Annotated in this window: 23 protein-coding genes; 14 read left to right on the plus strand and 9 right to left on the minus strand. The window is 38.2% G+C overall.

Features of this window, described 5'->3' with window-relative positions; genetic code table 11:
* Positions 1 to 74: 74 nt before the first annotated feature.
* Together IR083_RS01570 and IR083_RS01575 are read left to right on the plus strand one after the other, a co-directional pair.
* A complete protein-coding gene (locus tag IR083_RS01570) occupies positions 75 to 785 on the plus strand; it encodes a class I SAM-dependent methyltransferase (RefSeq protein WP_194222982.1) in 711 nt (236 codons plus the stop codon).
* A 12-nt stretch (positions 786 to 797) separates the two neighbouring features.
* The gene (locus IR083_RS01575; protein WP_194222983.1) at positions 798 to 1,265 is read left to right on the plus strand and encodes an aminoacyl-tRNA deacylase; all 468 of its coding nucleotides are present in this window, start codon (positions 798 to 800) and stop codon (positions 1,263 to 1,265) included.
* Between the two features lie 23 nt (positions 1,266 to 1,288).
* On the opposite strand, the gene IR083_RS01580 is transcribed toward IR083_RS01575, so the two are convergent.
* The 6 genes from IR083_RS01580 to IR083_RS01605 all read right to left on the minus strand — a co-directional run bounded on the left by IR083_RS01580 (position 1,289) and on the right by IR083_RS01605 (position 8,143).
* Positions 1,289 to 2,992 (minus strand): tetratricopeptide repeat protein, encoded by a 1,704-nt coding sequence (locus IR083_RS01580; RefSeq protein WP_194222984.1) that lies wholly within the window; start codon positions 2,990 to 2,992, stop codon positions 1,289 to 1,291.
* Positions 2,993 to 3,071: 79 nt separating this feature from the next.
* Positions 3,072 to 3,476, minus strand: a complete 405-nt coding sequence (locus IR083_RS01585) for a DUF3244 domain-containing protein (RefSeq protein ID WP_006797982.1) — start codon at positions 3,474 to 3,476, stop codon at positions 3,072 to 3,074.
* A gap of 70 nt (positions 3,477 to 3,546) precedes the next feature.
* On the minus strand, positions 3,547 to 5,058 hold the full coding sequence (locus tag IR083_RS01590) for a tetratricopeptide repeat protein (protein ID WP_242052328.1): 1,512 nt from the start codon (positions 5,056 to 5,058) through the stop codon (positions 3,547 to 3,549).
* A gap of 273 nt (positions 5,059 to 5,331) precedes the next feature.
* Positions 5,332 to 5,730: a DUF3244 domain-containing protein gene (locus tag IR083_RS01595; RefSeq protein WP_194222986.1), complete on the minus strand. Its 399-nt coding sequence runs from the start codon at positions 5,728 to 5,730 to the stop codon at positions 5,332 to 5,334.
* A gap of 369 nt (positions 5,731 to 6,099) precedes the next feature.
* Positions 6,100 to 7,107, minus strand: coding sequence for a fimbrillin family protein (locus IR083_RS01600; protein WP_194222987.1), 1,008 nt, complete (start codon positions 7,105 to 7,107; stop codon positions 6,100 to 6,102).
* 82 nt (positions 7,108 to 7,189) lie between these two features.
* Positions 7,190 to 8,143: a fimbrillin family protein gene (locus tag IR083_RS01605; RefSeq protein ID WP_194222988.1), complete on the minus strand. Its 954-nt coding sequence runs from the start codon at positions 8,141 to 8,143 to the stop codon at positions 7,190 to 7,192.
* Positions 8,144 to 8,721: 578 nt separating this feature from the next.
* Between IR083_RS01605 and IR083_RS01610 the strand changes: the two genes are divergently transcribed.
* Entirely contained in the window at positions 8,722 to 8,964 is a 243-nt protein-coding gene (locus tag IR083_RS01610) for a hypothetical protein (protein WP_194222989.1), read from the plus strand.
* Positions 8,965 to 9,568: 604 nt separating this feature from the next.
* The gene (locus tag IR083_RS01620; protein ID WP_194222991.1) at positions 9,569 to 10,585 is read left to right on the plus strand and encodes a hypothetical protein; all 1,017 of its coding nucleotides are present in this window, start codon (positions 9,569 to 9,571) and stop codon (positions 10,583 to 10,585) included.
* 156 nt (positions 10,586 to 10,741) lie between these two features.
* Here IR083_RS01620 and IR083_RS01625 read toward each other — a convergent pair whose 3' ends face one another.
* Positions 10,742 to 11,062 carry a hypothetical protein gene (locus IR083_RS01625; protein ID WP_006797975.1) on the minus strand — a complete coding sequence of 107 codons (321 nt, stop codon included), beginning with the start codon at positions 11,060 to 11,062 and terminating at the stop codon, positions 10,742 to 10,744.
* Positions 11,063 to 11,362: 300 nt separating this feature from the next.
* Between IR083_RS01625 and IR083_RS01630 the strand changes: the two genes are divergently transcribed.
* Entirely contained in the window at positions 11,363 to 12,055 is a 693-nt protein-coding gene (locus IR083_RS01630; RefSeq protein ID WP_194222992.1) for a hypothetical protein, read from the plus strand.
* 192 nt (positions 12,056 to 12,247) lie between these two features.
* Positions 12,248 to 12,979, plus strand: a complete 732-nt coding sequence (locus IR083_RS01635) for a zinc ribbon domain-containing protein (protein ID WP_194222993.1) — start codon at positions 12,248 to 12,250, stop codon at positions 12,977 to 12,979.
* A gap of 5 nt (positions 12,980 to 12,984) precedes the next feature.
* Here the strand turns inward: IR083_RS01635 and IR083_RS01640 are convergent, their stop codons facing one another.
* Positions 12,985 to 13,773 (minus strand): hypothetical protein, encoded by a 789-nt coding sequence (locus IR083_RS01640; protein WP_194222994.1) that lies wholly within the window; start codon positions 13,771 to 13,773, stop codon positions 12,985 to 12,987.
* Positions 13,774 to 13,873: 100 nt separating this feature from the next.
* On the opposite strand from IR083_RS01640, the gene IR083_RS01645 reads away from it, so the two are divergent.
* The 5 genes from IR083_RS01645 (at position 13,874) to IR083_RS01665 (ending at position 21,188) form a co-directional block, all read left to right on the plus strand.
* Positions 13,874 to 16,339 carry a hypothetical protein gene (locus IR083_RS01645; RefSeq protein WP_194222995.1) on the plus strand — a complete coding sequence of 822 codons (2,466 nt, stop codon included), beginning with the start codon at positions 13,874 to 13,876 and terminating at the stop codon, positions 16,337 to 16,339.
* A 64-nt stretch (positions 16,340 to 16,403) separates the two neighbouring features.
* Positions 16,404 to 16,949 carry a hypothetical protein gene (locus IR083_RS01650; protein ID WP_194222996.1) on the plus strand — a complete coding sequence of 182 codons (546 nt, stop codon included), beginning with the start codon at positions 16,404 to 16,406 and terminating at the stop codon, positions 16,947 to 16,949.
* A complete protein-coding gene (locus tag IR083_RS01655) occupies positions 16,949 to 17,419 on the plus strand; it encodes a hypothetical protein (RefSeq protein ID WP_194222997.1) in 471 nt (156 codons plus the stop codon). Before IR083_RS01650 ends, IR083_RS01655 begins: the two co-directional genes overlap by 1 nt.
* 27 nt (positions 17,420 to 17,446) lie before the next feature.
* The gene (locus IR083_RS01660) at positions 17,447 to 19,438 is read left to right on the plus strand and encodes a hypothetical protein (protein ID WP_194222998.1); all 1,992 of its coding nucleotides are present in this window, start codon (positions 17,447 to 17,449) and stop codon (positions 19,436 to 19,438) included.
* A 439-nt stretch (positions 19,439 to 19,877) separates the two neighbouring features.
* A complete protein-coding gene (locus IR083_RS01665; RefSeq protein ID WP_194222999.1) occupies positions 19,878 to 21,188 on the plus strand; it encodes a sigma-54-dependent transcriptional regulator in 1,311 nt (436 codons plus the stop codon).
* On the opposite strand, the gene IR083_RS01670 is transcribed toward IR083_RS01665, so the two are convergent.
* Positions 21,185 to 23,566 carry a hybrid sensor histidine kinase/response regulator gene (locus IR083_RS01670; protein ID WP_194223000.1) on the minus strand — a complete coding sequence of 794 codons (2,382 nt, stop codon included), beginning with the start codon at positions 23,564 to 23,566 and terminating at the stop codon, positions 21,185 to 21,187. The genes IR083_RS01665 and IR083_RS01670 overlap by 4 nt on opposite strands.
* Positions 23,567 to 23,845: 279 nt before the next feature.
* On the opposite strand from IR083_RS01670, the gene IR083_RS01675 reads away from it, so the two are divergent.
* The 3 genes from IR083_RS01675 to IR083_RS01685 all read left to right on the plus strand — a co-directional run bounded on the left by IR083_RS01675 (position 23,846) and on the right by IR083_RS01685 (position 26,301).
* A complete protein-coding gene (locus tag IR083_RS01675; RefSeq protein WP_242052329.1) occupies positions 23,846 to 24,172 on the plus strand; it encodes a hypothetical protein in 327 nt (108 codons plus the stop codon).
* Between the two features lie 923 nt (positions 24,173 to 25,095).
* On the plus strand, positions 25,096 to 25,752 hold the full coding sequence (locus tag IR083_RS01680) for a hypothetical protein (protein ID WP_194223001.1): 657 nt from the start codon (positions 25,096 to 25,098) through the stop codon (positions 25,750 to 25,752).
* Between the two features lie 48 nt (positions 25,753 to 25,800).
* Positions 25,801 to 26,301 carry a hypothetical protein gene (locus tag IR083_RS01685; RefSeq protein WP_194223002.1) on the plus strand — a complete coding sequence of 167 codons (501 nt, stop codon included), beginning with the start codon at positions 25,801 to 25,803 and terminating at the stop codon, positions 26,299 to 26,301.
* The last annotated feature ends 3 nt before the right edge of the window (positions 26,302 to 26,304 follow it).

Here is a 26,304-nt window from a genome sequence, read left to right on the forward strand (position 1 = left end):
GATAAATTATTTTTATTTTGATAACAGAATGGAAGAGTTTTATTTAACTTCGTTCGTTCAAAATACAAGCACATATGCATAGCAAATCGACAACTGATGAAATAAGGGAAAGATTCGACAACGATGTAGAACGTTTTTCCAATCTCGAAACAGGGCAAGTATCGACTATAGATTCTGCAATTTCACTCGAACTGATTACAGAATCGGCGAAAAGACTTTGTCCGGATGCTAAAAATCTACTCGATATAGGTTGTGGTGCAGGCAATTATACACTGAAAATGTTATCGAAGCTGCCCAATCTCAATTGTACCCTGATAGATTTGAGCCAACCGATGCTCGATAGGGCAAAAGAACGCACAGGTATAGTAACAACGGGCGCTATAAAAACCATACAAAGCGATATCAGAACTGCAGAACTGAAAGAAGAATCTTATGATATTATTCTGGCGGGAGCCGTTTTGCATCATTTGAGAGATGATGAAGACTGGTTCGCAGTCTTTGCCAAGTTGTATAAGATACTCAAGAGGGGCGGATGCCTGATGATATCGGATTTGATAACCCAGCAATCGGAAGTACTCGACAGCTATTTCACCGATAAATATACCGAATACTTATCGGGTATCGGAGGCACGGAATATGCACATAACGTACTGGCATATATAGAGAAAGAAGATAGCCCAAGACCACTCATTTACCAGTTAAACCTGATGAAACAGGTTGGATTCAGTGAAGTAGATGTATTGCATAAGAATATTTGTTTTGCAGCATATTGTGGTATAAAATAATAAACCGGACAGATGCTCACTCTTAACCAATTAGACGAACTACTGCATAAATCGGCCTGCGACTACGAAATAATCAGGCACAATGAGCCTATATTAAAAACAGAGGACGCCGATAAGTACTTCGATAGTAGTAAAGCCGCTCCTGCATTTATCATAAAAACAGAAAATGGCTTTGTCGCACTCATTGTAAGTGCCCAAAACGGGAAAATAGATTTCAAAAAAACGGGTAGTAATATAGGCTTCGCGACATTCAGCCTGGCTGACAGGCTAGATGTGAAAAAGGCAACCGGCTATGAAACAGGCTCGGTTCCTTTGATCGGGCATAATTTGCCTTGCTTTATCGATAAAAGATTATTGGACTTAGACTATGTTTACGGAGGAACGGGCGACAGTTTGCATACATTAAAGATAAATCCTGAAAATATCGTATCGCTGCTTGATGGCAAAACAGTAGAAATATCAAAAAAGGAAGTGGTTTGAGTACAGAGGAAAACCGGACAATATCAGTCTTCTTTATCCTCTGCAAATAATATCTGCTCAACGTCTTCTTTCGGCATCCCTGCCTTAAGTAATTTGTTCCGTAAGTCCAGTTTGCGGAAATTCATATTCTCCTTGTGCGGACGTACTCCCAACAGGACCGCAACATCGTTACGTTTGTATCCGCAATAGTATAGCATAAACAACAGCAACTCCTTATCTTTCAGTACCGACAGTACATTTTCGCCATACGGCTGTTTCTGAAAATGCTCTTTAGCCTGTCCCACGAGCTGCTCATTGGTATTTTGCCTGAAGCTTTCCACCATCTTCTTTATTTTCACATAAAGTTCGGGTTCCTCTTTGGCTCCGAATTCTTTAGCCAGCGATTTAACCTGTTTATCTATTTCCACCCATTCGGTCACAATATTACGGTATATACCCTGCATATACGTCAGACTTTCGTCCTGATGTTCAAGTAGTTTCTGTTGCACGAGTGATTGCTCCTCCAGCAATTTGTTGCGCTCGTCTATCCTCTGGCGTTTGAGCCGCATAGTTCTGTTATTGAAGTATGCTATTACCAATACGATGAGTACGAGTGATATACCACCTAGTAAGTAGAGATAGTTGCGCATGAGCAAACTATCCAGCTCTTTCTTATGGAGGGCTGCTTTATATTTTTTATCTGCCTCCGACAATTTTTGCAGACTGTTCGATTCATTTATCTGCCGGGTAACATCCAGCAGTAAGTTATTGTAATGCAATGCTTCCTTGTAGTCTCCATTTTCTTCGTGGTAGCTCGACAAAGATTTATAAAGGTCTTCCAGTGTTCTCGGATATGTTATTTTGGCCAAATGCTCTTTCATCAGGTCAGAATAATATTTTGCCGAATCCGGTTGATTCTGATTATGATATAATTTCAGAAAGCTAAGGCATATCCTTATTGCCTCTTGTTGGTCGGTAGTTTCGGCAAGCGCAGTTCTCAGATAGTCAGCAGATTTCTGATGATCGCCCTTTTTACGATACAGCATCCCCAACATATGGGTGAAAGACACCTGAGACGGAACATTATTCAGTTCTTTCGAATAACGTAAACCTTCGTCAAAATAATAATAGGCGCTATCCAGTTTTCCCTCCGCCTGATAAGCTATACCTGTAAATCTCATTATCTGTAGCCTGAAGGTTTCCATTCCTCCATTCTTCGCATAGTAATCCAATGCCTGTTTGTAGTTGACAATAGCACTGTCCATCACACCTTTTTCATAATACAGGTTACCGATACTATGCCGGCTTTTGCCCATGAGTAAATTATTACCGGCTTTACGGGCGTAATGACCTGCCAGCATAAAATGCTCCAATTCCTTATCGGGAGTATTATTCGCATGATATACACCTGCTGTATAATAGTGTGCGAGAGCCGACAGATAAGGATCATTTTTAGTATCAAAATACCTTTGTGCATCAAAGACCAAAGTATCGCTTTTTATATCCTTACGCATCAAAGATTTTGCCTGAACATGCAGTAAAACATACCGCATATAGCTGTCCTGATCCATACCCGAAGGATTACGGATAGAATCGAGCAGAAGAAGCGCTTCGGAAGGATTATCTTCTATTTTAGTCTGTGCTTGCTCCAATAGTTTTGCAGGATGCCCCCCTTCCTCACAAGAATAAAGAAAGAGTATTAATAGAAGAGAATATGTAAGACTTTTAGCTAATGCTATTTTGCTCATTAAAAAAGAACCAGACTAGAAAAGGTTCGGGATTACAAGTCCCGAACCCCCTCAATATTGTTATTTGAAAAATTTAATATCAATCAATTTCAAAGGTACCATATTTTTTCAAAGAAGTAGCAGTATTTACAAATGTTATGGTATATGTGCCTGCTGGAAGTGCAGAAATATTTACCGACAATTTGCCTGAATATGACGTATTTACAACCTTCGTGTAATATACAGCGCCAGCTTCGTCTTTAACGGCTACAGTTACAACACCTAAATTAGCACTGAATGATACTACCAGACTCTTATCATCAACCATTTTTACCGATATAGGAGATATAGGAGACATAACAGCCATTCGTGCAGCCGGAGGATTTATAGTTGGACCACCTTCACCGGGTCCGTCTCCCACTGGAACATCTACTATTTTACCAGCAAAAGCCGTTCCCCCCAGACACAACATAATAAACACTAAGAAGTAAAATTTTGTTCTCATAATAGATTAATTTTTAAATTATTGCGTGTTCTAAACAGGCATTTACAGCCAATTGATAAAGTTAGATATTTTAATTTACATTTTCTTCCGAAAATAATATTTTTTCAATATCGTACTGTTCCATACCGACTTTGAGAAGTTTGTTCCTCAAATCCAGCTTGCGGAAGGCCATATTATCCTTGTGAGGATTAACACCCAACAAAATTGCGACATCGTTACGTTTATATCCGCAATAATAAAGCATAAACAGCAGTAAATCCTTATCTTTCAGGGTAGAAACAGCACTATCGCCATAGGGTTGTTTCAGAAAATGCTCTTTAGCAAGTACAACGAGTTGCTGGTTGGTATTTTGCTTAAAATTTTCTATCATTTGCTTTATTTTCATATAGAGTTCGGGTTCTTCCTTTACCCCGAATTCTTTAGCCAGAGACTTTACCTTTTTGTCTATATCCACCCATTCGTCCACGATACTGCGATATATGCCCTGCATATATGTAAGGCTTTCGTGCTGGTGCTCAAGCAATTTTGCGTGCACCTGCGACTGTTCCTCGAGTAACTTGTTACGTTCAGCGACTCTCTGACGTTTGAGACGCGATGTCCTGCCTCTGAAACAGATAGTCATAAGAATAATCAAAGTAAATGATACAGTACCTATTAAATACAAATAACTACGCAAGCGTGTACTTTGCAGTTCCTGTTGTTCTATAACCGCTTTGTATTTTCTGTCGGCTTCGGCGAGTTTTTTTGTATTATCGGCTTCTTTGATTTCCCGGGTAGTAACATCATACAGATTATTGTAATACAGCGCCGTTTTATAATCACCGCTTTTCTTATAGTATTCCGATATGGCTGCATAGCTTTCCTGAACGGTGTAAGCAAAAGTCATTTCAGGAATATATGACAACAGTTGATTAGAATAATACATTGCAGAATCGAGCTTGTTCATATCATTGTATAGCATGAGTATACTGAGATTAATGCGCCGTTTCTCATCCCGATTGGTAGTTCCATGTATTGCTTCTTGCAAATAGGATTCAGCTTTTGGAAAGTCTCCCAAATCACGATAAACAATACCTAATAAATGAGAAAAGGTTATTTGGGAAGCTTTATTATCAAGTTGTTTCGCCAATTGCATACCCTTATTAAAATAAACAAATGCACTATCAAAATGATTTTCCATTTCATAGGAAAAACCTATAAGATTTATTGCATGCAATATATATTTCTCAGACTCTTTACTTACCGGGTAATAATGTAAAGCACGTTTATAATTAGCTATAGCACTGTCCTGGATATTCTTCCGGTGATACAGGTTTCCAATCCAATGAAGACTTTTACCTGCCAAAAGATTATCTCCTGCTTTTAGAGCATAATGCGTGGCTAATTTAAAATGTTCCAATTCTTTGTCCGCAAATTCATTTGCATTATATAGGGCTGCTGTATGATAGTGAGCCAGAGCTGCTTGGGGATAATTTTTCTTCTCGTCAAAATACTTATATGCATCGAAAATCAAGGTATCATTTTTTATATCAGGCCTATGAATATTAAATTTTGCCTGCACTCTTGTAACTATATATTGCATATAGTTATTTTTATCCATCTGCTCCGGATTGCTGATAGAATCTAGCAAAAGAAGGGCTTCAGACGGTTTATTTTCAGCAATACTCTGTGCCTTTGTTAACAATTCTGCGGAATGATTGTCTTTTTTGCAGGAATAGAAAAAGAAAATTAGTAGTAGACAAAGTATATAACTATTACCAAATGCTATATTTTTCATTAAACTAAAACCTAGAATTGAAAAGGTTCGGGCTGGTAAACCCGAACCCCTCTAAAATTTATTATATAAAAAAAACGATTAATTAACCTCGAAAGTGCCGAATTTGTTCAATGTCTTATCCGCATTTGTAAATGATATAGTATATGTTCCTGCCGGAAGCATACTGATATCTACTGATAAGCTGGTTGTTTCTGATGTACCCACATTTTTTACATAATGTACTACACCTGCTTCGTCTTTAATTGTTACAGCTACTCTGCCAAGACTAGTTCTGAATAAGATATTCAGGTTTACATCATCGGTTACAGTCACTGTTACCGGAGATACAGAAAGCATTCTGGCCATAGGAAATATAGGACCAGTCTCACCAGGCCCACTATTATATAAAGCAACATTCACGACTTTATCAACGGCAGCATAACCTATTCCGCCAACGCAAGAGATCAAAAACGCAAGAAAAAAAAATTTAATTCTCATAATTGTTTAGTTTTTACTTTAATTAATAAAACATAAAAGAAGTATAGATAAAGTTGTGAGAGGATTATATAAAATTACATCCTATTTTTTACATTAACACATTGAAAAAATTGAATATAGATTTTTTCTTAGATATTATTTTGTTAAGATTAACATATATAGCATTTTAACAAATATGGTTAAAATGAAAAATATAGATTTATTTTTAACAATATATCACTTAAAAAAGGAGATTAGAAAGATTTAATTCGGCATTTTCACTTTTCGTGCTTCCTGATAAGTCCGATTTCCATAATAACCTGATAAAGATAAATGTTTATTTCTCAAATAAAGAAAATATTTTGAGTAACTACGCTTAAAATTCATATTTCAGAGGGCGACATTAAGATTGTATACATACCTTGTTCCTGCAGCAAATGTACCACTGGTTACCAGATAAGTAGAATGCGACAACAGACCAAAAGTCAGAGTTACTTTCAGTTCGGTAGGCAATAAAGTACTGTTGTTTACTATCCTGCAAGGATTTATGATCACATCTACATTTGCAACAAGAGTATTGCTCACAGGCTTACTTGTATTTACGGTAGCCGTGAAAGTGCTTGCCGTATTGGGCGTTAATGTTCCGGTAGCCAGATTTAATACTCCCGTATTGGTTACCGCCGAGCCACTGACTGTGACCTGGGTAAGAGTAAAAAGCCCCGAAAGGATCCCCCCTTTTATATTGAAGGACAACAATACCATCTGATGATTGAAAGTGAGAGGTACATTGGGAGACGAACCATTCTGGGCAGCCGGCGAAGCATACATAATATCTGCACTGCCTAAGGCCTGTTCTGTAGACTGGTCGGCCGGTAAGGTATAATTTACCGACAGCGAACTTACAGATGCCGAGTATGGATAATATGCATAAAATTTGATACTACTGCTCTTGTTTGGAAAATAAAGAGGTGAAGCATCAGCAGTCAAAGACGCAGTTGCTGCACCTCCCAAGGCGACAGTATATAAAACATTGTCTTTTGCATAAGAATTACTACCTCCCGCATCACGCATAAACATTCCTATCCGGTCACCCGTAGTCCATTTCACCTGATTGTTGGCTGTAGTCCATGAAGTCTTCAATCCATGCGACAACCGAGTCTTTCCCTCGCGCATCTCTTTCTCCATGGATACGGTTATTGCCGGATTATCATTGGACAAAACCATATCGCATCCCAAAGATGTGTTATCTACGGATTTAGTTGCAACATTATCCAACGAGAAAGCAGCAGGAATATATTTACGTGACGGCTCTCCATCGGACATAAAATCTGTATCGGAGGCGCATCCTCCTAATATGGACAATCCAAAAACAGAGAAAATAAAAAATAGATTTTTCAAAGTACTGCCATTCTTTCTGTTAGCCGCTATAGAATACCCGATACATTCACCGGGTACTCTATAGTATATTATGTTATATTATTTACAATACAGATACTGTACCGCCTGTACCTGTCTGCCAATCGGCCACAGTTGCACTGGCGCTAACAGCCGTAGCGGTGAATGTGAGTGTAATGGCATGGGCGCTGCCGGCTACAGTTGTAAGATTTACAGGAACATTGGTATATGTCACATTGGAGCCTCCCCCGGCCGGTTTTACTACGATAGTAAGTGTATATGCAGTTGCTCCCGATGCTGTATTTGTCATCACAGGGGAATTTGCGGCTGTACCGGCTGTGGTAATAGCTATCCCTGCGGTCTGGTTTGCCGAAGACAACGCCTGCATATTGGCGCTGCCGCTAAAAGTGCATGCTCCTGTCTCCACTGTCATAGTGGCCAGATTGGGCTGTCCGTTGACAGTAAGTGATACCACGGAATTTCCCGATGCAGGATAAGTTGTATCAGATTTGAATATAAATTGCAACTGCGTAAGCTTATGCTGGAAATTAAGTACCGGATGAACTGCGGCCGCAGATCCGGCCTTATGACCTGTACCTGAAGCCCACATTACATCTTCCTGACCTGTCATACTAATAGCCACTACCGGACTTACACCGGCAGTAGCCGCTGAGGTTTCAGCACCACGGGGGGCAAATGCAAAGAAACTGAGATCGGTGCCATCTGTCGGATAATAATACGGGCCTTTGGAAAATGTCACACTATGGTCTGCAGCTCCGGCTACCACAGCAGAGTCTCTGTTGATTACATTAGCTGCAGCACCGGCTTTCCACGAAACATTGTAGGCATATATGCCTATCGGAAAATCAGTTGTAAAATTACCGTTAACAGGTCCCGCCTTCACTAAATTAGCGGTTTGCACTGTTGCACTGATATCGACTCTATAAGAATCTTTATCAAATTTAGGAGAATCATCGGAATCGCTGTCGCATGCCACCAGCAAGCACAATGCCAATAGGCTGAAGATAGTTTTTTTCATAATCAAGTGATGCTTTTTTAGGTATTATCAAACTGTTTGTGAGTAGATTGAACCAAATAATCCAATATTTTAAAATAACAATCGGAGGGAATAAATGTTTAATTTTAAGTGAATTAAACTTATCAGATCTCACAATTTAACGATAATAGATATATGCTAATCCCATCCACATTATCCTGAGATGAAATATTTCCCTAATATTTTTTTATTAAAAAAAATGAAAATAATTTTATTTGATAAACTAACGCAATTATGAATTGTCTCACAACAATTTCATTTCGGCTATAAAAAGAAAAGGTTGTTTCACAACAACCAATCTTCATTATTAACCTTAAAATCTAATACCATGAAAAACACATAGTATTAACGTAACGAAAGTGAATTTTGTTTAATGGATTGTTTCTATGTTAAAATAGATTGTGTCGATAAAACGATGAAACATTTGACAGGGAAACACTTTCAATAAAAACACCACTCTTATTTTTCGCCGAAAATAACCGGTAAAAAACGAAGAAAATATTCTTTGGCTTTACAGTTTTTACCATAGCAGATATACTTCCCCCAACAGCAGTGCAAAGATGAAAACTACCACAAGGGTAAACCAGGCAGCCGTATCGGAAAGAATCTTCCGGACAATCATCTTTACTCCTGAAAAGTATCTCCCACTTTGCAAGAAAGAGCGACAGCAAAGACAAAATGTTCCACAATACCAACCCTCCAAGACGATGGATGCTACCGGACATCTGTTCCGGTTTCAACTTGTAGACTGTATTGTGAATGAAATTTATCATGGTTCGGCTTCGTTTTTGGGGTATAGATAAATTCATTTCAACTTTATGCAGATTTTATTATATTTTTTTTGAATTATCTATACTCTGATTTTTTTTCTTTTATATAGTTTTCTTTTTTATATAGTCTTGTTTAGTATTGTCTTTAGTATAGGTATAGGTGAGTGTATAGGTGAGTGTAGTGATGAGTGTATAGGAAAGTGTAGCGGGTTGTGTAACTTTCAGGATACAGTAAATAGTAGTTCGAGATTTTTTTAACATAAAATAACATTAAGCCGGAACTTTCTTAAATTGTAAAGAATACACAATGATATCTCTGCGAAAATGTGATAAAAAGTTAAAAACACTATACCCTGTACAGCATTCTTTTCTTTTTTTCCGTCTTACCTATGATTTCGGTCGATCCGGAGCTGACGATTCCCGTCTAACGGCCAAATCTTTTTTGATACGATTTACAACTACACCAAAATTTAGATAAGGCTGTCTTCTCTGGTCGAAGACCTGCCACGAATAACTTCACACATAAAACATTGCGGATATACCGATACCTTTTTTATCAGGGTTTCGGGATGGAAGAATTATATCAATCTGATATTAAATAAATTTTTAATCAATTTTATTAACGAAAATGTTTATTATGAAAAAGTTATTTTATTTGAGTTTTGTAGCGGTAGCATTGCTTTTCACATCTGTAGCCTGTAGTAATGATGATGATCCGACACCTCCGCCTGCAAAAACACAGTTGGAAGAGGTATTGGGCAAACTGGGCGAAATGGAAAATGTAGGGGATTTTACCAATATACTGAAAGGCGTGAAGTCTGAGGACCTCGGAACAGAAGCGCTGACTGTATTTGCTGTAGCCGACCAAACACAGGAACCGGCTCCCGAATCAGCAAAAGCACCCAAAGAAGGTGAAGAGGGCGAAGGAGGAGACGACACTGATGTAACAGCAGAAAATATTACCCGCCACATAGTAAAAGGCACATTCGACTTTCCGGCAGAGGAAGGCGATGAAGTTATCATAGAGAGTGTAAAAGGCGATCCTCTCAGAATAGCCAAGAAAGATGGTAAAATCTGGGTAAACGATGTAGAGGTGACTTCTGCAAGTGCCACTGATGCCGGACTAAGCAAAATCTACGTTGTAGCATCGGTAATTCCGGTGGTTGACATTCCAAAATTTACAGCAAACTTTGTTGTATATGCCGCCAACGAAGAATGGGCTGAAGGCGCTGCGGAAAAAGCAGTGACAGAGGGTGCAAAAATTACATTCTTCGAACTCAAAGGCGAAGAATATGTGGAAGTGAACAGCGTAGCTACCGATGCCGAAGGTAAAGCCGCATTTGAACACTTCAATAGTGAAGGACTATTCTACAAAGTAGAGCAGGAAGGTAAAACTTCGTTCCGCGATGGCTATATGGTTGTAGGTTTGTTCACTACTCAGGAGCAAATAGACGAAGCGCCCGAATATAAAACAGAAACAGCACTGGACAAGTTAGGATTGGGATCATTAAGGATAGCTGATATGGACGGAGACGGTGTGATCGACGAAAAAGATAAAGTAGCATCCGGTTATCTGCCAGTGGATAACGCCGCCGAAAGCACCGATCTGTTCATAGTATCGGATACTTACAAAGCCGGTGAAGCAGAAGAATAACGTTTAGCTTTCAGTCAGTAAAGATTCATTTGGTTAGTGAAAGCCCGGACAAATAATTTGTCCGGGCTTCTTGTATATGGTATTAAGAGCCTGTTTAAATTTTACCAAAACATTTTGTTATAGCTCTTTTTTCGTTCATTTTCAGTCTCTAACCCTTTATGGTGCTACTCTCGGCCGATGGTCGTGATAATCCAACCTTACCCTGTGCCATTCTTTCAATATCTTATCCACAAATTGAAATTCATATTTTTCGAGATCATCAACCGAATCCCATCTGATGATTTCGACACTGCCCTCCGGCGTCTGTATCGCTCCTGCCGATGTGTACGATTTGCCCATTATGGATATAACTTTTTCTTTGGTCATGCCCAGTTCCACTTTCCTGACATTCTTTTCGGAGTACATCGCATCTTTCATAGACCCGCAGGATACGAGGGTGACGATAAGTAAAGTGATGATTAATAGTTTCTTTTGCATTTTATACGTTTTTTAGTTCACAATAGTTAGCCATATTCTTTCAAATATATCAAAAATAATACGAGCGTGCTTATAAAGCTATGAAATATTTTATTGCATCTACACTCGCTTTCCCCCTCTCTTTTAAGCATTTTTCACTATCGCTGCATAAAATAAATAGATTAATCTGTTATCAAAATAAAAGTAATTTATCTATACAGTGAGAAAGAATGAAGAATTAAGAATGGCGCAAGCGATCTATAATACTCAATTTAACTTTTCATTATTAATTATTCATTATTAACTATTAATTATAAAACTATGTTACAAATCGAATTCAACGACCAAAAAATCTCCGTGCCCCAATCGTGGGCCGACCTGTGCCTTGCCGACTACGAAAAATGGTTTAAGCGCCGCCCCGAAGGCAAGATGGAATACGTGCACTTCATAGCAGGCATTTGCAAACTGGACAGCGAATGGCTGCTCCACTCCCCTACCCAACTGTTCGATGCCATATCCGATGCCGTCGGCTTTATATTCGATACCGACTTAGAACCCGCAACAAAGGTTAGTATCGATGGGCGGGATTTCTTTATCTCCCTGTCGGATAAACTCACACTGGGCGAATGGATAGACATAGAGGAGACGCTCAACAGCGACAGTGAAACCAAGATTTCGGAAACGCTGGCTATCGTATGCCGCCCTGCGGGTGAAAGCTACAATCCCGATACTGCTGCCGCACGAAAAGAGGTATTCCGCAACCTGTCGTGTGACAAAGCCCTACCATTGCTCGCTTTTTTTTTGTACAGAAAGAAAGAATCAGAAGCGATTTTGCACCATTATTCAACGGTGGTGGCTCAGGCAAACCGGTTTCTAAAGGATACAAAGACTTTTGTAATAAATGGGGGTGGTATAAAACAATTGCCGATCTGGCAGAGGATAAAATTTATTTATTTGACCAGATTACTGAGAAAGCAGTTGTCGAAGTTTTCGGATTCCTCCTTTACCGGATAGATAAGGCGCGGGCTGAGGATGAACAGTATAAGTTTGAGAAGCAGATAAGGAGGTGAGAATGAAGGAGAGGTGAAATTTGCAATCCGATTGTGATTTCAAACTTTCCTTCAAAATATTCACCTGTTAAAGACTTTTGTGATTATCTTTTGATGGTATGGATAATTATTTATCTTTATCGCAAAATTATTGAATATGGCAATAAAAAAATGTTCGAACTGTGGTGCAATATTGAAAGAGGAAGCTGTCAGATGCCGTTACTGCGGCGAAGAATTTAGTAATTCATCCTCAGCTGATACCAAAGGAGTGAATAGGTCTGATACCAGAGATGTTATATATGAGGAGTTTGGAGATAGCAAACCGAAGCTTTTGAGGCAAAATTTTACCATGGCTAAAATTGTATCAATAGCTTTATTCTTTTTCATAATCTCATTCTTTGTATTGGTTGGCATTCTGAAAGATTTGAAAGGAAGTGATAGCTCTGTTATTATTTTTCTTCCCATAATTGCTATCGCAGGATTTAGTACATGGATATTGTTTATTCTACGGCAATACCTCGACAATTTTCAGCAATATAATAATCTGCAAACTAATCTGAAATGGCTAGGCATAAGTATCTCCGGTATTTTTGGTCTATTTATCGTCTACCTACCTTTAGCCTACTATATCGATAAGCTTTCACTTGGAGGTATAGCTGCTCTTTTATATATTGGAGCCGTTGTTTTAATTATAATACTGAATATCCTTTCCGGTTGGCGTCTGGCACGTTTCGATGGCGATTATGTAGGCGGAATAAATCTTTTAGGATATGCTATGCTTGCTATGACTATATTTCCGATAGTGTTGCCGGTATTGCCTCTTCTTCTATTCTATATCTTTTACAAAGCAGCCAATTATGCGCATTGGTATGGTTTTGACGATCAATAAAAGGTTCACTTATATACTATTATCCTCGTAACAACAGCATTAATCACACCTTTACTATCATATGCCTTTTGTTCTATCCAATTCCCTCTTTCGTCAGTTCTATATTCATAAGTAACAAACTGCTCACTTTCCATCAATGAGCCTCTCCTTGTATACTTTGTCATAAAACTGTTCTCATCATATTCATAAATATCTTCCAGCCAGTCGCCATCAGATGCTATGGCTTTATCTGTCAAATTATTACCCCTATCGTCGTAAGTACGAATTTCGCGAATATTTTGGCCATCTGAAGTTCTTAACTTTTTATCGGTGCGATTGGGATAAGTAGTAATTACCATTGTATCTCTTTTGGGGCTATTTATATCATCTCCTTCAATCCAAACCTGCATATTACCGGATGTATCTGTTAATGCAGTATACCCTTTTGCATCTCGTGTAATAATAGATATGTTTTTACCATCTTTTGACATGTAGTGGGTAACTGATGGAGTCCTATCTTTATTTGTATATTGTATTTCTTTCAAAAGTGTTTTATCACTATCTTCTGCTGCTATATCAGGTTTGAATATGTAGATTGCATAATTGGCATCTGTTGTTTCTTTAGACACATTATTGGGGTCGGTAAATACAACAGCAACAGAGTATATTGAGTCTATATCCCCGCTAATAGTTTTAGAATAATAAGAGAAATCATTATGATAATATACTATATCATCATCAGTATTTTTATTTCCATTACAGGCGAATGCTGTCAGAGAGAGTAATGTGCAGATTGCTAGCTTGAATACTTTCATATTTTTTATTAGTTTTTACAAAACTAGACCAAAAATTGCAAAAATCTTTCAAAAATCACAATCAAATTTCAACTTATTTATCTATACATTAAAAACACTTATGGTAAACAGAAAAGAATTTATTGTTCCAATAAAGATTGACGGAGTAGAACAAGCGATTAAAGATACTGGAAAAGTCAAAGATTCTATAAACGAAATGCAAGACGCATATAATAAATTCCAGGAGAATCAAGCAAAAATTATTGCTATTAATAATGAATTTGTTGATTCTTTGAGAAATGTTGGAGAGGTACAGGCTAAAGCTAACGATATTAATAGGTTGGAATTAATAAAGACTGTCAATACTCTCTTAGAAATGGATAAGCAAACAAAAGAAACAATTAAAGATCTGAATAAACAATCGGATAACCTGCGAAGTAAATTTGTAGAAAACTTTCAACTATTCGGGAAACTGACCAAAGCGGTTGAAGTAATCGGAGAGAAAATCTTTCCTGCTTTAGATACATTCCATCTATGGACTAAGGGATTTTATAAAACCGCAAGTGCAATTGGTGAAACTGTTCCGGAAATTACATCAGCTTTGACCGGAAAAAAATTTTATAATGAAGACCATCGTAAAGAAGATGACAAGTTAGAAGCAGAAAGGCGAAAAAGTGAGATGAATAAGATGAGTGAATTTGAAAAATCACTAGCTTTTCTTGTTTTGGCAACCCAAGAGTCAATTGCTGATGTTCAGGAAGCACAAAGAAAAGCGATTGCGCAGTCTTTAGATGATTTTGGAGAACAGAAGGCCTCTATTTTTTATCCGGTTCAAGGTATTAAAGAAGGTAAGAGTACCACCGATGATATCAGGATATCCAAAGCACATAAGGCTGATGTAAACAAATTATACAACGACCAGACTAACAAAATTCTAGAAGATATAAGAGGTGAATTAAACGATTTACTACAAAAAGCTGATAATCCTCAGGATGCAGAGCTTATAAAAAAATATCTGGGACAATTGATTCCCCTAAAATATCATGGAGAAAATGAAGATTCATACTGGGAAGAAAAGGCAAGAAGAATTGCACAAGGTACAGCAGATGGAATTGTTGATGTAATTGCTGATAAAATAGAATCTAAATTTGAATCTGCGGCTCCTGTTGTAGTAAAAACCGTTACAGGTGTAAGTGAAGTCATACAGGATTATGCGGAAAATTATACACCTCCGCAAGAAGAATTGAATTCATTACCGAAAGAACAAATTCAACCTCAATCTAAAAACAACCCCTCCCCTACACAACCCCAATTAGAAAACAATCAGGGATCATCGCAAGATGAAATGCCCGTTCTTTATTTTAATAAGGAATCAGGTACAGGAAAACGAATTAGCGGTAAGTTTCAAGATATAAACAGTAATTTAGGAGATTCCAAAGAAGACAATATAAGACAACAGCGCGAACAAAGCAACCTCCAACTGGACGAACAAGCATTCTTTCACGAAAGAAGCCTTCTGGAAACAGAATCATTCAACGACCGGCAAAACGAACTATTGGACGAAGCGCAGCAGTCGATGTCTAACTTTGTCCAAGCCAATCAGGAAGCCGGTGATGCCATTGTAGAAACTGCCGCCGACACACAGGAATCTCACAAAGAGCATTGGTCGAAAATAAGCGCTACCATGCAAGAGCATGTCGACATTATAATGACAGGCGTCAATGCCATTTTCAGTGCCAGCAACGCATTGTTGAGTGAGCAGCTCGAAGAAGCCAACGAAAAATTCGAAGCCATTTCCGAAAAGTATAGCGAAGCCGTAGAGCTGCGTCAGGAGAGCAGCGACAAAATCAGTTCCTTAGAAGAACAGTCCAAAAATGCACGTGGTGGCCGCCTGTTGATTTTGCAGGAACAAATCAATCAGGAAATGGCAAAAAATCAGCAACTTGCCCAACAAGAGAAGCAATTAGCCAAAGAGAAAGAAAAGGCCGAAAAAGAAAAAGAGAAAAAAGAAAAGCAAATCAAAAAGAATGAAATCTCGCAAGGTATCATTCAAGGGGTGGCCAATACTGCGTTAGGTGTTACCAAGGCATGGTCGCTGGGTCCTATCATCGGCCCCATTATGGCAGCTATTGTAGGAGCAGCCGGAGCAATACAGGTTGGCGTGATGACCAAGCAATTGTCGAAACTCGAAGACGGGGGTTTCCTCAAAGGCAAACGCCATTCACAAGGTGGTATGCGTATCGAAGGTACAAATATAGAAGTGGAAGGCGGCGAATATGTTATTAATCGTGAATCTACTTCTAAAAATCTTGGTTTGGTGCGCTATATCAATTCACAGCGAAAGGAACTGAATGCAACAGATATGACAGGCTTTTTCGCCAAAGCATCCCAAGGCTTTGAACTTCCTTTCCAAAGGGAATTTGCAGCAGGCGGGCTAATGCCAGCTATAGAGACACCTAGCACAATTGATAATGAAGCGCTTATAGATGCCATAAAATCTATAAAGATCAATTCGAGAGTGGCAGTAACGGATATTATCCGTGCACAGGAAGATGCAGTACAGGTAGATAGGTGGTCGGGAAATTGATTGGATTTGCATCAAAATAAAAGTAATTTATCTATATCATAAAAACCATTTACAAGCAAACAATATGATAAACAGCATTCTACAAATCTTTCGCCAACAGGCGCAGCAACACAAGACCATCAAGGGCTTTTATTACAATCGCAACTACGAACTCGGCAGCGGCAAGGAAACCCATCCCCTGTTCTGGCTCGAAGACCCCCTCACGGGGCGTAATCAGGACAATGTATTCACCAATTCGGTAAACTTTTCCATCCTGTTTCTCCCTTCCACCGAAGAGTCGGTGCATCACCTGCAAAACCTCGCTTTCTCCATCGGGCTGAACATCGTGGAACGGATAAAGAAAAATCCGGATTATGGTATCAGTATCCGTCCCGACTGGACATACACCACCCTGCGCGACTATTACGACAACAATGCCTGCGGCTGCCGCTTTTCGGTCAACTTCACACAGGTAAATATGCAAAACCTGTGTCTGATAGACGAGCAGTTCAGTACGGATAATCAGTTTGAAGACGAATCCCTTCTGCCCGGTTTCGATATACTTCCGGCAAACAATTGTGAGGTATTCGTGCAAAAGCTACCCGACTTCGACATCAAAACCCGTAGATAATGGATACAGCGATTACAAAAGTTATAGAAGCCATTGCCGCCGATGTGTTGAAGCTGTCGCAAACCATACTGTCGGACAATAAGGTGGGCACAAATGCCAAAACAGGCAGAAATACGCTCATAAGCAGCGCACTACAAGACAGTGTAAGAGTGGAAATCCGCAAGATGAGCGAATCGGTAGTGATAGAAACCCTGTTCGACAATTATATAGACTACATAGAGCAGGGGCGCAAACCCGGCACAGGCAAGCAACCGCCAATCGACGCACTGCGCGACTGGGCTTTATCGCGCGGCATACCTGCCGACAACAGTACGCTGTTCCTGATCGGCAGGGCTATCCGGCGCGATGGCTACGAGGGGCGTCCGGTGCTGGCAACGCTGGAGGAGGAAATAGAAAAGCAATGGGACGATAAATGGGCGGATATGCTGCTGGATGCGGTGACAGATGAATTAAGTAAATATTTTGAATAAAACAGTAAAAAAATAGAATATACAGATATGGGATATATAACAGTAGATGAAATAGCGAAAATAACGGAACCTGAAATATTTTCGCTGGCAGGAAATCCAAACTTTGTACAGTTCGAGAATTTCAATCCTCAAAAAGAAGACAAGCCGGTCACTTTATCTCTGACGATCAGAGGCTCCGGCTTTATATATACAACTGTGGGCGGAGGAGTGGTCGTAACGGAAAAAGTATCGGATTTTAAAATAACAGAATTAAAATCGAAACAGGTATACAAATTCGTGGGAACAATAGAAGCCGGAGAAGTCGATAATGATACATTTTTAATAAGAACCGAAACAAGTAAAACAATTGAAACATTGATAAATTGCTTTAACAGCAAGAGTTTTTTCAAAGACAAGTTTACAATCACATCGAACGACACGACTATATATATTACCTCAAACGGTAGCGGCAACGATTACGCCTTTACTCTTGAGCCCGAAGTCAGCCGGTTCAACGATTTCATTGTAAGGATAGGAGATCCGACCGATACATATAATAAAGACGATGATCCGTTTATAAACATCACATTACAGCACGGAACCATAGCTCACGATAGTGATAACGAACTCACCTTCAAGGAATACCTGACAGGAACCAAACATACTTTTTATTATACAACAGACAAAAGCAAAGTCAGCAGCAATACCTACTTTGCAGGCAGTACCATTAAAATAACAACAGAAAATCTGCGCGCATGCCTGATTAACAATTATTTCTTCCGAAATAATTTTGATATTATCATACTGCCTTCGAGCCCTGACAAAATTGAAATGAAATCGAAAGGAATAGGGAATAAGTATGCTTTTTCGATTGAAAAGAGTCCCTTATCTGTCAAAATCACAGGTGATCCGCTATTAACAACAGATAACGACTCCCTGACTAAAGATTTTGGCGATTGCGAAATACAACTCGACATTTACAAAGACACAGGCATACTGCCGGGCATAAAGGATTATGCCAAAATGGGGACATATGCCACTACCCTATCCAAATCTTACTTCGGAATGCCTTTGTGGTTCGATATGAATACGATGTGGGCTAATACGAATACATATTCAGACAAGTTTCTTGAAGGAAAAGGCTGGCATAATACAGGCACAATGACCGATTTCCGCTTTGTTGCCAAGCGTTTCAATGGTGTCGAAACCGAAACATTCTATCATTCCGACGTGCTGTTTGCCCTTACGGGATACGACCGCAATCTGGAAAAGAATAATTTATCGGAATATGTTTATGACATCAGCCGGAATAATGAGGCAGAGCCATTGACCCGGCAACCTGTGCTTACTCATATCAGGGGGCAAAAGCAATATTTCAACTTTATCCTTTCCGACCCTGCCCCCGAAAGTAACGACACGCAGTGCAAACTGGGCATATTATACAAAGTATACACACAAGCCGACAGTTATCTGGACTACGAAGTTTCAGATGTACAAGACAAAGGTAAGTATAACGCCGTAAATACAGCATGCCTCGACATAGACAAAGTAGTACTGGATAAATACGCTAAAGCGGGTATTGTAAGGGTGTATCTGTGTCGCGACGGCAAAGCCGTAAGTAAGGCACTGACCTACCGGATACTGCCCGATTGCCTGTACAAAGTGAATGATTTTGCATTCCTGGGCTCACTTGGAGGGTGGTGTTCCTTCAACTTCGGAGGTACGGAACAGACCGATTTTAAGTCGGAAACCACGACCATTCATCGCACCCAGACACCGGAGTACACAACCAGCAGCCGTATAGAATCGGTCTTCAATAAAGACGTGACAGAGCAGTTTACGGTACAAACCTTACCCATAAACAGGGAAGTGGCCGAATGGCTGAAAGAAATCAGTGCGTCGACAGCTGTTTATGAATTGTCTACTAAGCGCTATATAATAGTAGATGAGCTGAATGTGAAACACAACAGTAAGGATGACCTGTTTGTCTTACAGATGAAATATCATTATTCCGACTCATATAATGCGAGGATAAAATAGGGAAATGAATATGACCGCTGTAAATGTGCAAAACAGAACATTCTGACAGCGGTCTATTTTGTGAACGACGATTGAGATAGATTAAGGCCTTTTAAAAGTGGAAAGACCTGCAAAACAGATAGAAGCTATGTTTATCTTAAGCTTTTTATTATTTTTGTAAAAAGAATAGTTATGACAGCCGGACAGATATTAAAAGAGCATGGTATTAAGAAGACAGTATGCCGCAAATGTATTCCTGATATTGCATGCAATCATGTAATTTCACTTATGTCTTATGAATGTTTCACATGTATTTAGTATAAGAATCGTGTGTTGAGCATTTTGTCATAATCAGCCCGGCCATATTTTATTTATTAGTGTTAATTAAGAATAAAACCCTTTCGTCTGAAAATAAAAACGAATAATTTTGAAGAAACTTTCCTCTAATTCATAATGTACAATGGCTTCCAAGGTTTTAATTATTGAAGATGACAATACATTCGGAATTGTCCTTAAGAAATGGTTTGATAAAAATGGATTTGACGCATTCGTTAAATCTACTTTAGATGAAGCCAGGAAGGATTTGCTAAAAACTGATTTCAAGTTAATTATTACCGATCTGAGACTTCCTGACGGAGACGGGATAATGCTGCTGGCATGGATAAGAGAGAGGAAAATAAACACCCCCGTAATTGTCATGACCGGCTACGGAGAGGTTCAAAGTGCAGTTGCAGCGATTAAACTGGGAGCTTTTGATTATATGGAAAAGCCTGTGAATCCGGATATTCTAAGATCAAAAATAGATGAGGCTCTAAATTATACTCCGGCTGAAATATCAAAAGAAAATGCTCCTGCTACAAATATTGTTTATGGCAACAGCGCTTTATCCAAACAAATGTATGAGCATATAAAGCTGGTTGCGCCTACACACCTGTCTGTCCTTATAAGAGGCGAAAGCGGAACCGGAAAGGAATATACTGCACGGATGATACACGACAACAGCCAAAGGAAACAAGCTCCTTTTGTGGCTGTGGATTGTGGCAGCTTATCTAAAGAATTGGCGCCAAGCGAACTGTTCGGACACCTGAAAGGATCATTCACCTCTGCTATTGCAGATAAGAAGGGCGTTTTTGAACAAGCAGGGGGAGGAACTGTTTTCTTAGACGAAGTAGGAAATTTATCTTACGAAGTACAGGTTCAGTTGTTACGTGCGATACAGGAACGTAAAATACGTCCGGTAGGCTCCGCGACCGACATTAAGATAGACGTAAGGGTAATAGTTGCAACTAACGAAAATTTGGAAACAGCTATTTCCGAAGGGCGTTTTCGTGAAGATTTATATCACAGGTTAAATGAATTTACTCTGATAGTCCCCCCTTTACGTGAGCGTAAGGAGGATATTGTCCTTTTTGCGAATAGTTTTTTATCTGAAGCCAATAAAGAATTGGAACGAAATGTGGAGCGGTTCTCGGAGGAAAGCATGTCTATACTAAAACAATATCGCTGGCCCGGAAACCTCCGTGAATTAAGAAATGTTATACGCAGAACCGTATTGTTTACAAAAGGAACGGAAATTACCCCCGACCTTTTACCTGAATTTATCCAGAGTCCTATACAAACTGAACAGATCTTATTGCCGGCAGATGAGCGTGAACAAATTACCAAAGCCCTGAAAATAACAAAAGGAAATAAAACCAAAGCGGCAAACCTACTCAATATAGATAGAAAGACTCTATATAACAAAATGCACCAGTATGGTATGGATATTTAATGAGATTTCAAATAATTTTCGGTCTCGGTTATTATCTGTTCCGCATATTCAATAAGCTCAAGTACATCATCCTCCCATTGGGGATACAACATGAATGTTCCATCTGAACGGTGTGTGTCCAGTTTCTTCAATATATCTAACTTCTCCACTGCTCCGACCTGTATAAACATTGGCTTCATTTTATGGCTAATAAACTGGGCCATATTATAATCACTATTGAGTAAAGCCTGTTTTAGTTTGCCCGTATTTTCCTTTGTAGAATCGACAAAAGATGCCAAAACCTCATGTAATGCTTCGGAGTCTCCTTCCAGCATTTTATCGAGCGAGCCAACGCCTTCTGCTCTTTCTTCTTTTTGTCGTCCTCCAAACAGCAGCCTTAAGTCACCTCCCGATACCGGTTTCTTTATATAGGCTTTAAACCCCATTGCCATAAAATATTCATTACTAACATCTTCCCGGGCTGTAATCACTGTAACCGGTATATTTACCCCACTGTGCTTTATCCTGTTTAAAACATCAATACCATTAAAATTTTCCATTTCCATATCCGTCAATATCTCATCATATTGGTCGATTTTTGTTATTATATTTTCAAAATCAACTATATTGCCACATATGGATGGTATATGTCCTAAGTCTGATAACATATTACGAATGATTATCAAATAAGACATATCATCGTCTACTATCAATATTTTCTTTGGAATAAAAGCATCATTTATAAAAACCTCGCTTGCGGGGATAGATATTTCTGTTCTGGTCCCCTGCCCTTCTGTGGAAGTAACTTTTATATTTCCCTGAAATAAATCGACCAAACCTTTTACTACATACATTCCAAACCCTGAGCCTTCCGACAAATGTGAATTTTGATCAACCCGGCTAAATGGCCGGAATATATCTTTGATTTGATTTTCAGGAATACCAACTCCTGTATCTTCTACTGTACAATATAATCTGGATTCAGAGAATCTTACATCAAATCGAATAGAACCGTCTAATGTATACTTGATTGAATTAGATAATATATTTATGAGTATTTGTTTGATCTTTAAAGAATCGGACGACAATATCAAACTTTTATCGAAATCGAACGAATAGGCCAATGTAAGATTCTTCTTATCTGCAAGGGGAACAAACATTTCTACAGTCTGCCGACACAGGTCGTACAGATTAAAGTTACGATTCGATATATTCGAGGTACCCTGTTCAATACTCGAAAACTCCAGAAGGTTACCCAGCAAGGCAAGAATATATTCACCCGAATCTTTCATCGTGCGTACTTCGTGATGTAGAAACCCATTGCTTGTTTCTTTCAGTTCTAATGTCCCCAGTATCGAATTAAGAGGCGTTTTAATGTCATGAGAAACTGATAGTAACAATTTATGCCGGCTATCCATGATTTGCTTAATTTTCAGGTTTGCTTGCTCTACATTCTTTCGCAGCCTGTAACTTTTGTTTACATCACTAATTATAAGCAATATAAATATAAAAATCAGGATAAGAGAGACAATACTGCTTACTATAGAATAAGTATTATTATTACGGATCAGTTGTTCACTTTTCTGGATTTCATCAAGCCTGACCTGAACAGTTTGGTTATACAGCCCAATCAATAGTGTTGTAATTTCAGAAGAAATTTCCTGATCTGCTACAATGAGGTTGCTCAAGTTTTTCTCGATAGATATAATTCTTTTTAAATAGTCGTCTTTCGCTTGTTCTGCTATTTCTGTGACTTCCGAAACGACATGGAGGGTATCGTTTTTTGGCATAGTCAAAGTATCTAGTCTGGCTGTAGTAATTGAAGTTACAGTATCAGCCCCTTTCGAAGCAGAAAACAATTCCCCCAATTTCCGCCAAAATCCTTTCTTGGCGCCCGAATAAATTACAGTATCCTGCACGGTGGTAGTGATCAAAACTGTGTCTTTCTTAACAACAGGATCAATTTCTTTCAATATTTCATTTATTGACTCTATGGGATTTTTATTATTGAATTGCCTATTCAAATTTGAAACAATCACCCCCTTCTTTATCAAAAGATTATTTATTTGCTGTAATTTTTCGTTGTGTAACGGGTTTATATGACTAAGAGAATCCATTAGCTGTTCCACAACATTCAGGCTTTCATTGAAAGATTTATAATGCCTTATTTGTTTTGTGGACACATACATATTTACCTTCGACTGTGATGCATTTACAGAATCAGTCAATTTGTTGACTAGCGATAACTCTTTATAATACTGCGAAATACTTCTTTTCTGATCATCAATATCATCTCTTAGTTTATATATATAAATAAGCATACCGCCACAGATAACGGCAACAATTACATATATCAATATAGCTTTGAACCTTATATTTTTTTCCGGAGTTTCTGACATCCTTTTAATATTTCCATTATACATATATATAAAACGAACAAATAATTATTCTATTTAGTTTTCCACAGTCCAAATTGTGGAAATTTTCCACAGTTCCACAATCTCATTTTTATTATCCGATTAACGTTAATTACACATATAATTGATTTACAAAAACTTACAATAACAAAGGATACTTATCTTCTTTTTGGCATAGCTATTGCAAATTATATACTGTAACGGAAGTTTACACATTTATACCAATTAATAGTAATTAAAAAATTTGGAGACATGAAAACAATGAAATTAATGATGTTAGCCATTGCGATAGTTTTTGGAACATCAGCTTTTGCAAATGTACAAAGTTTATCAGTTGAGAATAATGCAGTCGTTGCTATTAGCCAATCAAACGATGACGGATATGTAGACGTGAAGTTTGAGGACCTGAACGAGAAAGTACAAGCTGCTATTCAAGGGTACACAGAATCATATAATGTCACAGCTCTTGCCTACAACGCAGACAAGAAACTTACTAAAGTCACCTTATCCTCAAAATCGGATGAAAGCATTAAAGTTGTTATTCTGGATGACGAAGGTAAGGAATTTGTAGAAACTGCTGCCGAATAAATTAGTTCCAATCTACATCTGACAATTTTAGTAAATAAAAGGAAATACTTAGGTATTTCCTTTTATTTTTTCTTCTATTGGGAGAATATCTATGACGAATAACATTTTATAAAAAACACAACGAACCTACATAAACAAGTACTTAAACAAATAAAATATTAAAATATTAGGAGATACGCCTTAAAACATAATGAAAGACAGAAAAGCCTTCTGAAAAAACATAATAACGGAATAATTAAAGAATATGATCCGCAAAATGAAGATTATCATACCAGGGAGAAAATATGAAACAGAATGGCGAAAATATATAAAATTTATATAAAATTTTCAAGGTAACTTGCGCTCGTAAAAAGTGAGTACTACCAGAGAATGAAAATAAGACAGAAATACTGTATTTATCATTCAGCTTTTATTGCTGAAAACATGGATGTTATACATTTTTATCCGAAAGACATTTTACCTGGCCGTATGAAATCCGGCTGGCTGAAAATATCAGTAGTAGACACAAAACTTTTATTAACTTTTATTAACTTTTATCAAAATGTACTCTAATGTTTTATTTTATAGGAAGTATGTAGGTAATTATTTCAACTCTCTTGTAAAATTAGCAATTCTTTGAATATAAATTATTACACAAATAACTTTATTAATACACAACAATAGAAATATACCGGTAACAGATTACCGTTTTTATACAAACAGACAATAAATTTAAAGACAATCACAAATTGCAAACCCAGAAAACAACCAGATTATCAGCCGGGATATATCAGGAAGCGGAGATACACCAATGTGTATCCGTTCGTGCAGATATCCCAATACTAAAAGAATATGCAGAATAATTACATTTTGATAAAGCATACAAGGATCTGCAAAATTAAGAACAAATACTTTACTAAAGAATTACAACAAACTAATGAATTATGAAACTAAGATTTGAAAAATTAATAGCGATTATGTCCTTGCTGGTATGCCTGTCTGTGACTTCACACGCACAGGTAACTATCGGCTCTGGCGAAGAACCTAACATGAACGCTATTCTCGACCTGAAGGAAACAGCCGGAGGCTCGTCTACCAAAGGCTTACTGTTGCCGCGCGTAACCCTTTCGTCAACAACTTCATTTTCTCCCCTATCGGCCCATGTTGCCGGGATGACGGTGTACAATACTGCCACCACAGGAGATGTGACTCCCGGTTACTATATCAATGATGGAACAAGATGGGTAAGAAGCAGTGGTAAAAATCAATTTTACATGCCTTCAATTATCCTGCCTACGGATCCGGCTACATTGCCTAACAGCAATTATACGTATAGTGGAAGCACTTTCACCGTAAATTTATACAATCTGTATAGTGAACAATACGGACTATCCTCTTCGGCTACATCAGCAAAGAGCACAAACGCCCCCACACTGAAAGTATTTAATGCTAATCAGTTGGATTACTATATTGTTTATTTCGATAATGCAGTTTTCACAAATGTAGCAGTAAGTACAACTGGTATGTTAACCTATCGGCTTGCTTCGGGATATACCATCTCTGAAAAAACTTTTATGAATATTTTATTCTCCGAAAAATAAGAATTTGAAAAAAAATCATAGTTGTACCAAAATCAAATATCTAAAAAGATGAAGAAAAAAATCGTCATATTCATGATATATATCATCGCCTGTGCCAATGTTTTTTCCCAGAATTCGCAACACATATCCGGAGAATATAAATTTTCACAGGCGGTGATAACAGCTAAGGACTTCCGCAGTAAGGCTCCGGTCTTTACCAAAGTTTTTACGGACTCGCTTCAGGTAATAACTCAAAACTGGGATTTTCCCCCGCAACCGGTGTTTTCCAAAGCCACCATAGCCAATGGGCAAATAGTTGAATTTACCTTGTTGAATAATGGGTATACCTACATGATTACCGGAGAAAATACCCTGGAAAAGAGAGACGCGGAGAATGAAGTTCCAGATAAAAAGGACCAGTTTTCCGACAATTATTTTTTTCCAAAATATACTATTCTGGAACAGGGAAATTCTATAACGATTGTTTTTAATAAAACTATTTACGGCACTTCAAATTATCCTAACCAGACACTGGAAGGGGTATATGAAATGATACTGATCAAACAATAAAGA

Origin of the sequence: Dysgonomonas sp. GY75 (assembly GCF_015234155.1) — a bacterium.
GTDB lineage: Bacteria > Bacteroidota > Bacteroidia > Bacteroidales > Dysgonomonadaceae > Dysgonomonas > Dysgonomonas gadei.

Excerpts from the sequence above, each read along its gene's own strand:
- IR083_RS01635 (WP_194222993.1), top strand. The coding sequence starts at position 12,248 with ATGGCAATAAAAAAATGTTCGAACTGTGGTGCAATATTGAAAGAGGAA.
- IR083_RS01675 (WP_242052329.1), top strand. The coding sequence starts at position 23,846 with ATGAAATTAATGATGTTAGCCATTGCGATAGTTTTTGGAACATCAGCT.
- IR083_RS01570 (WP_194222982.1), top strand. The coding sequence starts at position 75 with ATGCATAGCAAATCGACAACTGATGAAATAAGGGAAAGATTCGACAAC.
- IR083_RS01575 (WP_194222983.1), top strand. The coding sequence starts at position 798 with ATGCTCACTCTTAACCAATTAGACGAACTACTGCATAAATCGGCCTGC.
- IR083_RS01685 (WP_194223002.1), top strand. The coding sequence starts at position 25,801 with ATGAAGAAAAAAATCGTCATATTCATGATATATATCATCGCCTGTGCC.
- IR083_RS01610 (WP_194222989.1), top strand. The coding sequence starts at position 8,722 with ATGAAAACTACCACAAGGGTAAACCAGGCAGCCGTATCGGAAAGAATC.
- IR083_RS01650 (WP_194222996.1), top strand. The coding sequence starts at position 16,404 with ATGATAAACAGCATTCTACAAATCTTTCGCCAACAGGCGCAGCAACAC.
- IR083_RS01620 (WP_194222991.1), top strand. The coding sequence starts at position 9,569 with ATGAAAAAGTTATTTTATTTGAGTTTTGTAGCGGTAGCATTGCTTTTC.
- IR083_RS01585 (WP_006797982.1), bottom strand. The coding sequence starts at position 3,476 with ATGAGAACAAAATTTTACTTCTTAGTGTTTATTATGTTGTGTCTGGGG.
- IR083_RS01670 (WP_194223000.1), bottom strand. The coding sequence starts at position 23,566 with ATGTCAGAAACTCCGGAAAAAAATATAAGGTTCAAAGCTATATTGATA.
- IR083_RS01630 (WP_194222992.1), top strand. The coding sequence starts at position 11,363 with ATGTTACAAATCGAATTCAACGACCAAAAAATCTCCGTGCCCCAATCG.
- IR083_RS01660 (WP_194222998.1), top strand. The coding sequence starts at position 17,447 with ATGGGATATATAACAGTAGATGAAATAGCGAAAATAACGGAACCTGAA.
- IR083_RS01595 (WP_194222986.1), bottom strand. The coding sequence starts at position 5,730 with ATGAGAATTAAATTTTTTTTTCTTGCGTTTTTGATCTCTTGCGTTGGC.
- IR083_RS01590 (WP_242052328.1), bottom strand. The coding sequence starts at position 5,058 with ATGCAATATATAGTTACAAGAGTGCAGGCAAAATTTAATATTCATAGG.
- IR083_RS01655 (WP_194222997.1), top strand. The coding sequence starts at position 16,949 with ATGGATACAGCGATTACAAAAGTTATAGAAGCCATTGCCGCCGATGTG.
- IR083_RS01580 (WP_194222984.1), bottom strand. The coding sequence starts at position 2,992 with ATGAGCAAAATAGCATTAGCTAAAAGTCTTACATATTCTCTTCTATTA.
- IR083_RS01605 (WP_194222988.1), bottom strand. The coding sequence starts at position 8,143 with ATGAAAAAAACTATCTTCAGCCTATTGGCATTGTGCTTGCTGGTGGCA.
- IR083_RS01640 (WP_194222994.1), bottom strand. The coding sequence starts at position 13,773 with ATGAAAGTATTCAAGCTAGCAATCTGCACATTACTCTCTCTGACAGCA.
- IR083_RS01645 (WP_194222995.1), top strand. The coding sequence starts at position 13,874 with ATGGTAAACAGAAAAGAATTTATTGTTCCAATAAAGATTGACGGAGTA.
- IR083_RS01625 (WP_006797975.1), bottom strand. The coding sequence starts at position 11,062 with ATGCAAAAGAAACTATTAATCATCACTTTACTTATCGTCACCCTCGTA.
- IR083_RS01680 (WP_194223001.1), top strand. The coding sequence starts at position 25,096 with ATGAAACTAAGATTTGAAAAATTAATAGCGATTATGTCCTTGCTGGTA.
- IR083_RS01665 (WP_194222999.1), top strand. The coding sequence starts at position 19,878 with ATGGCTTCCAAGGTTTTAATTATTGAAGATGACAATACATTCGGAATT.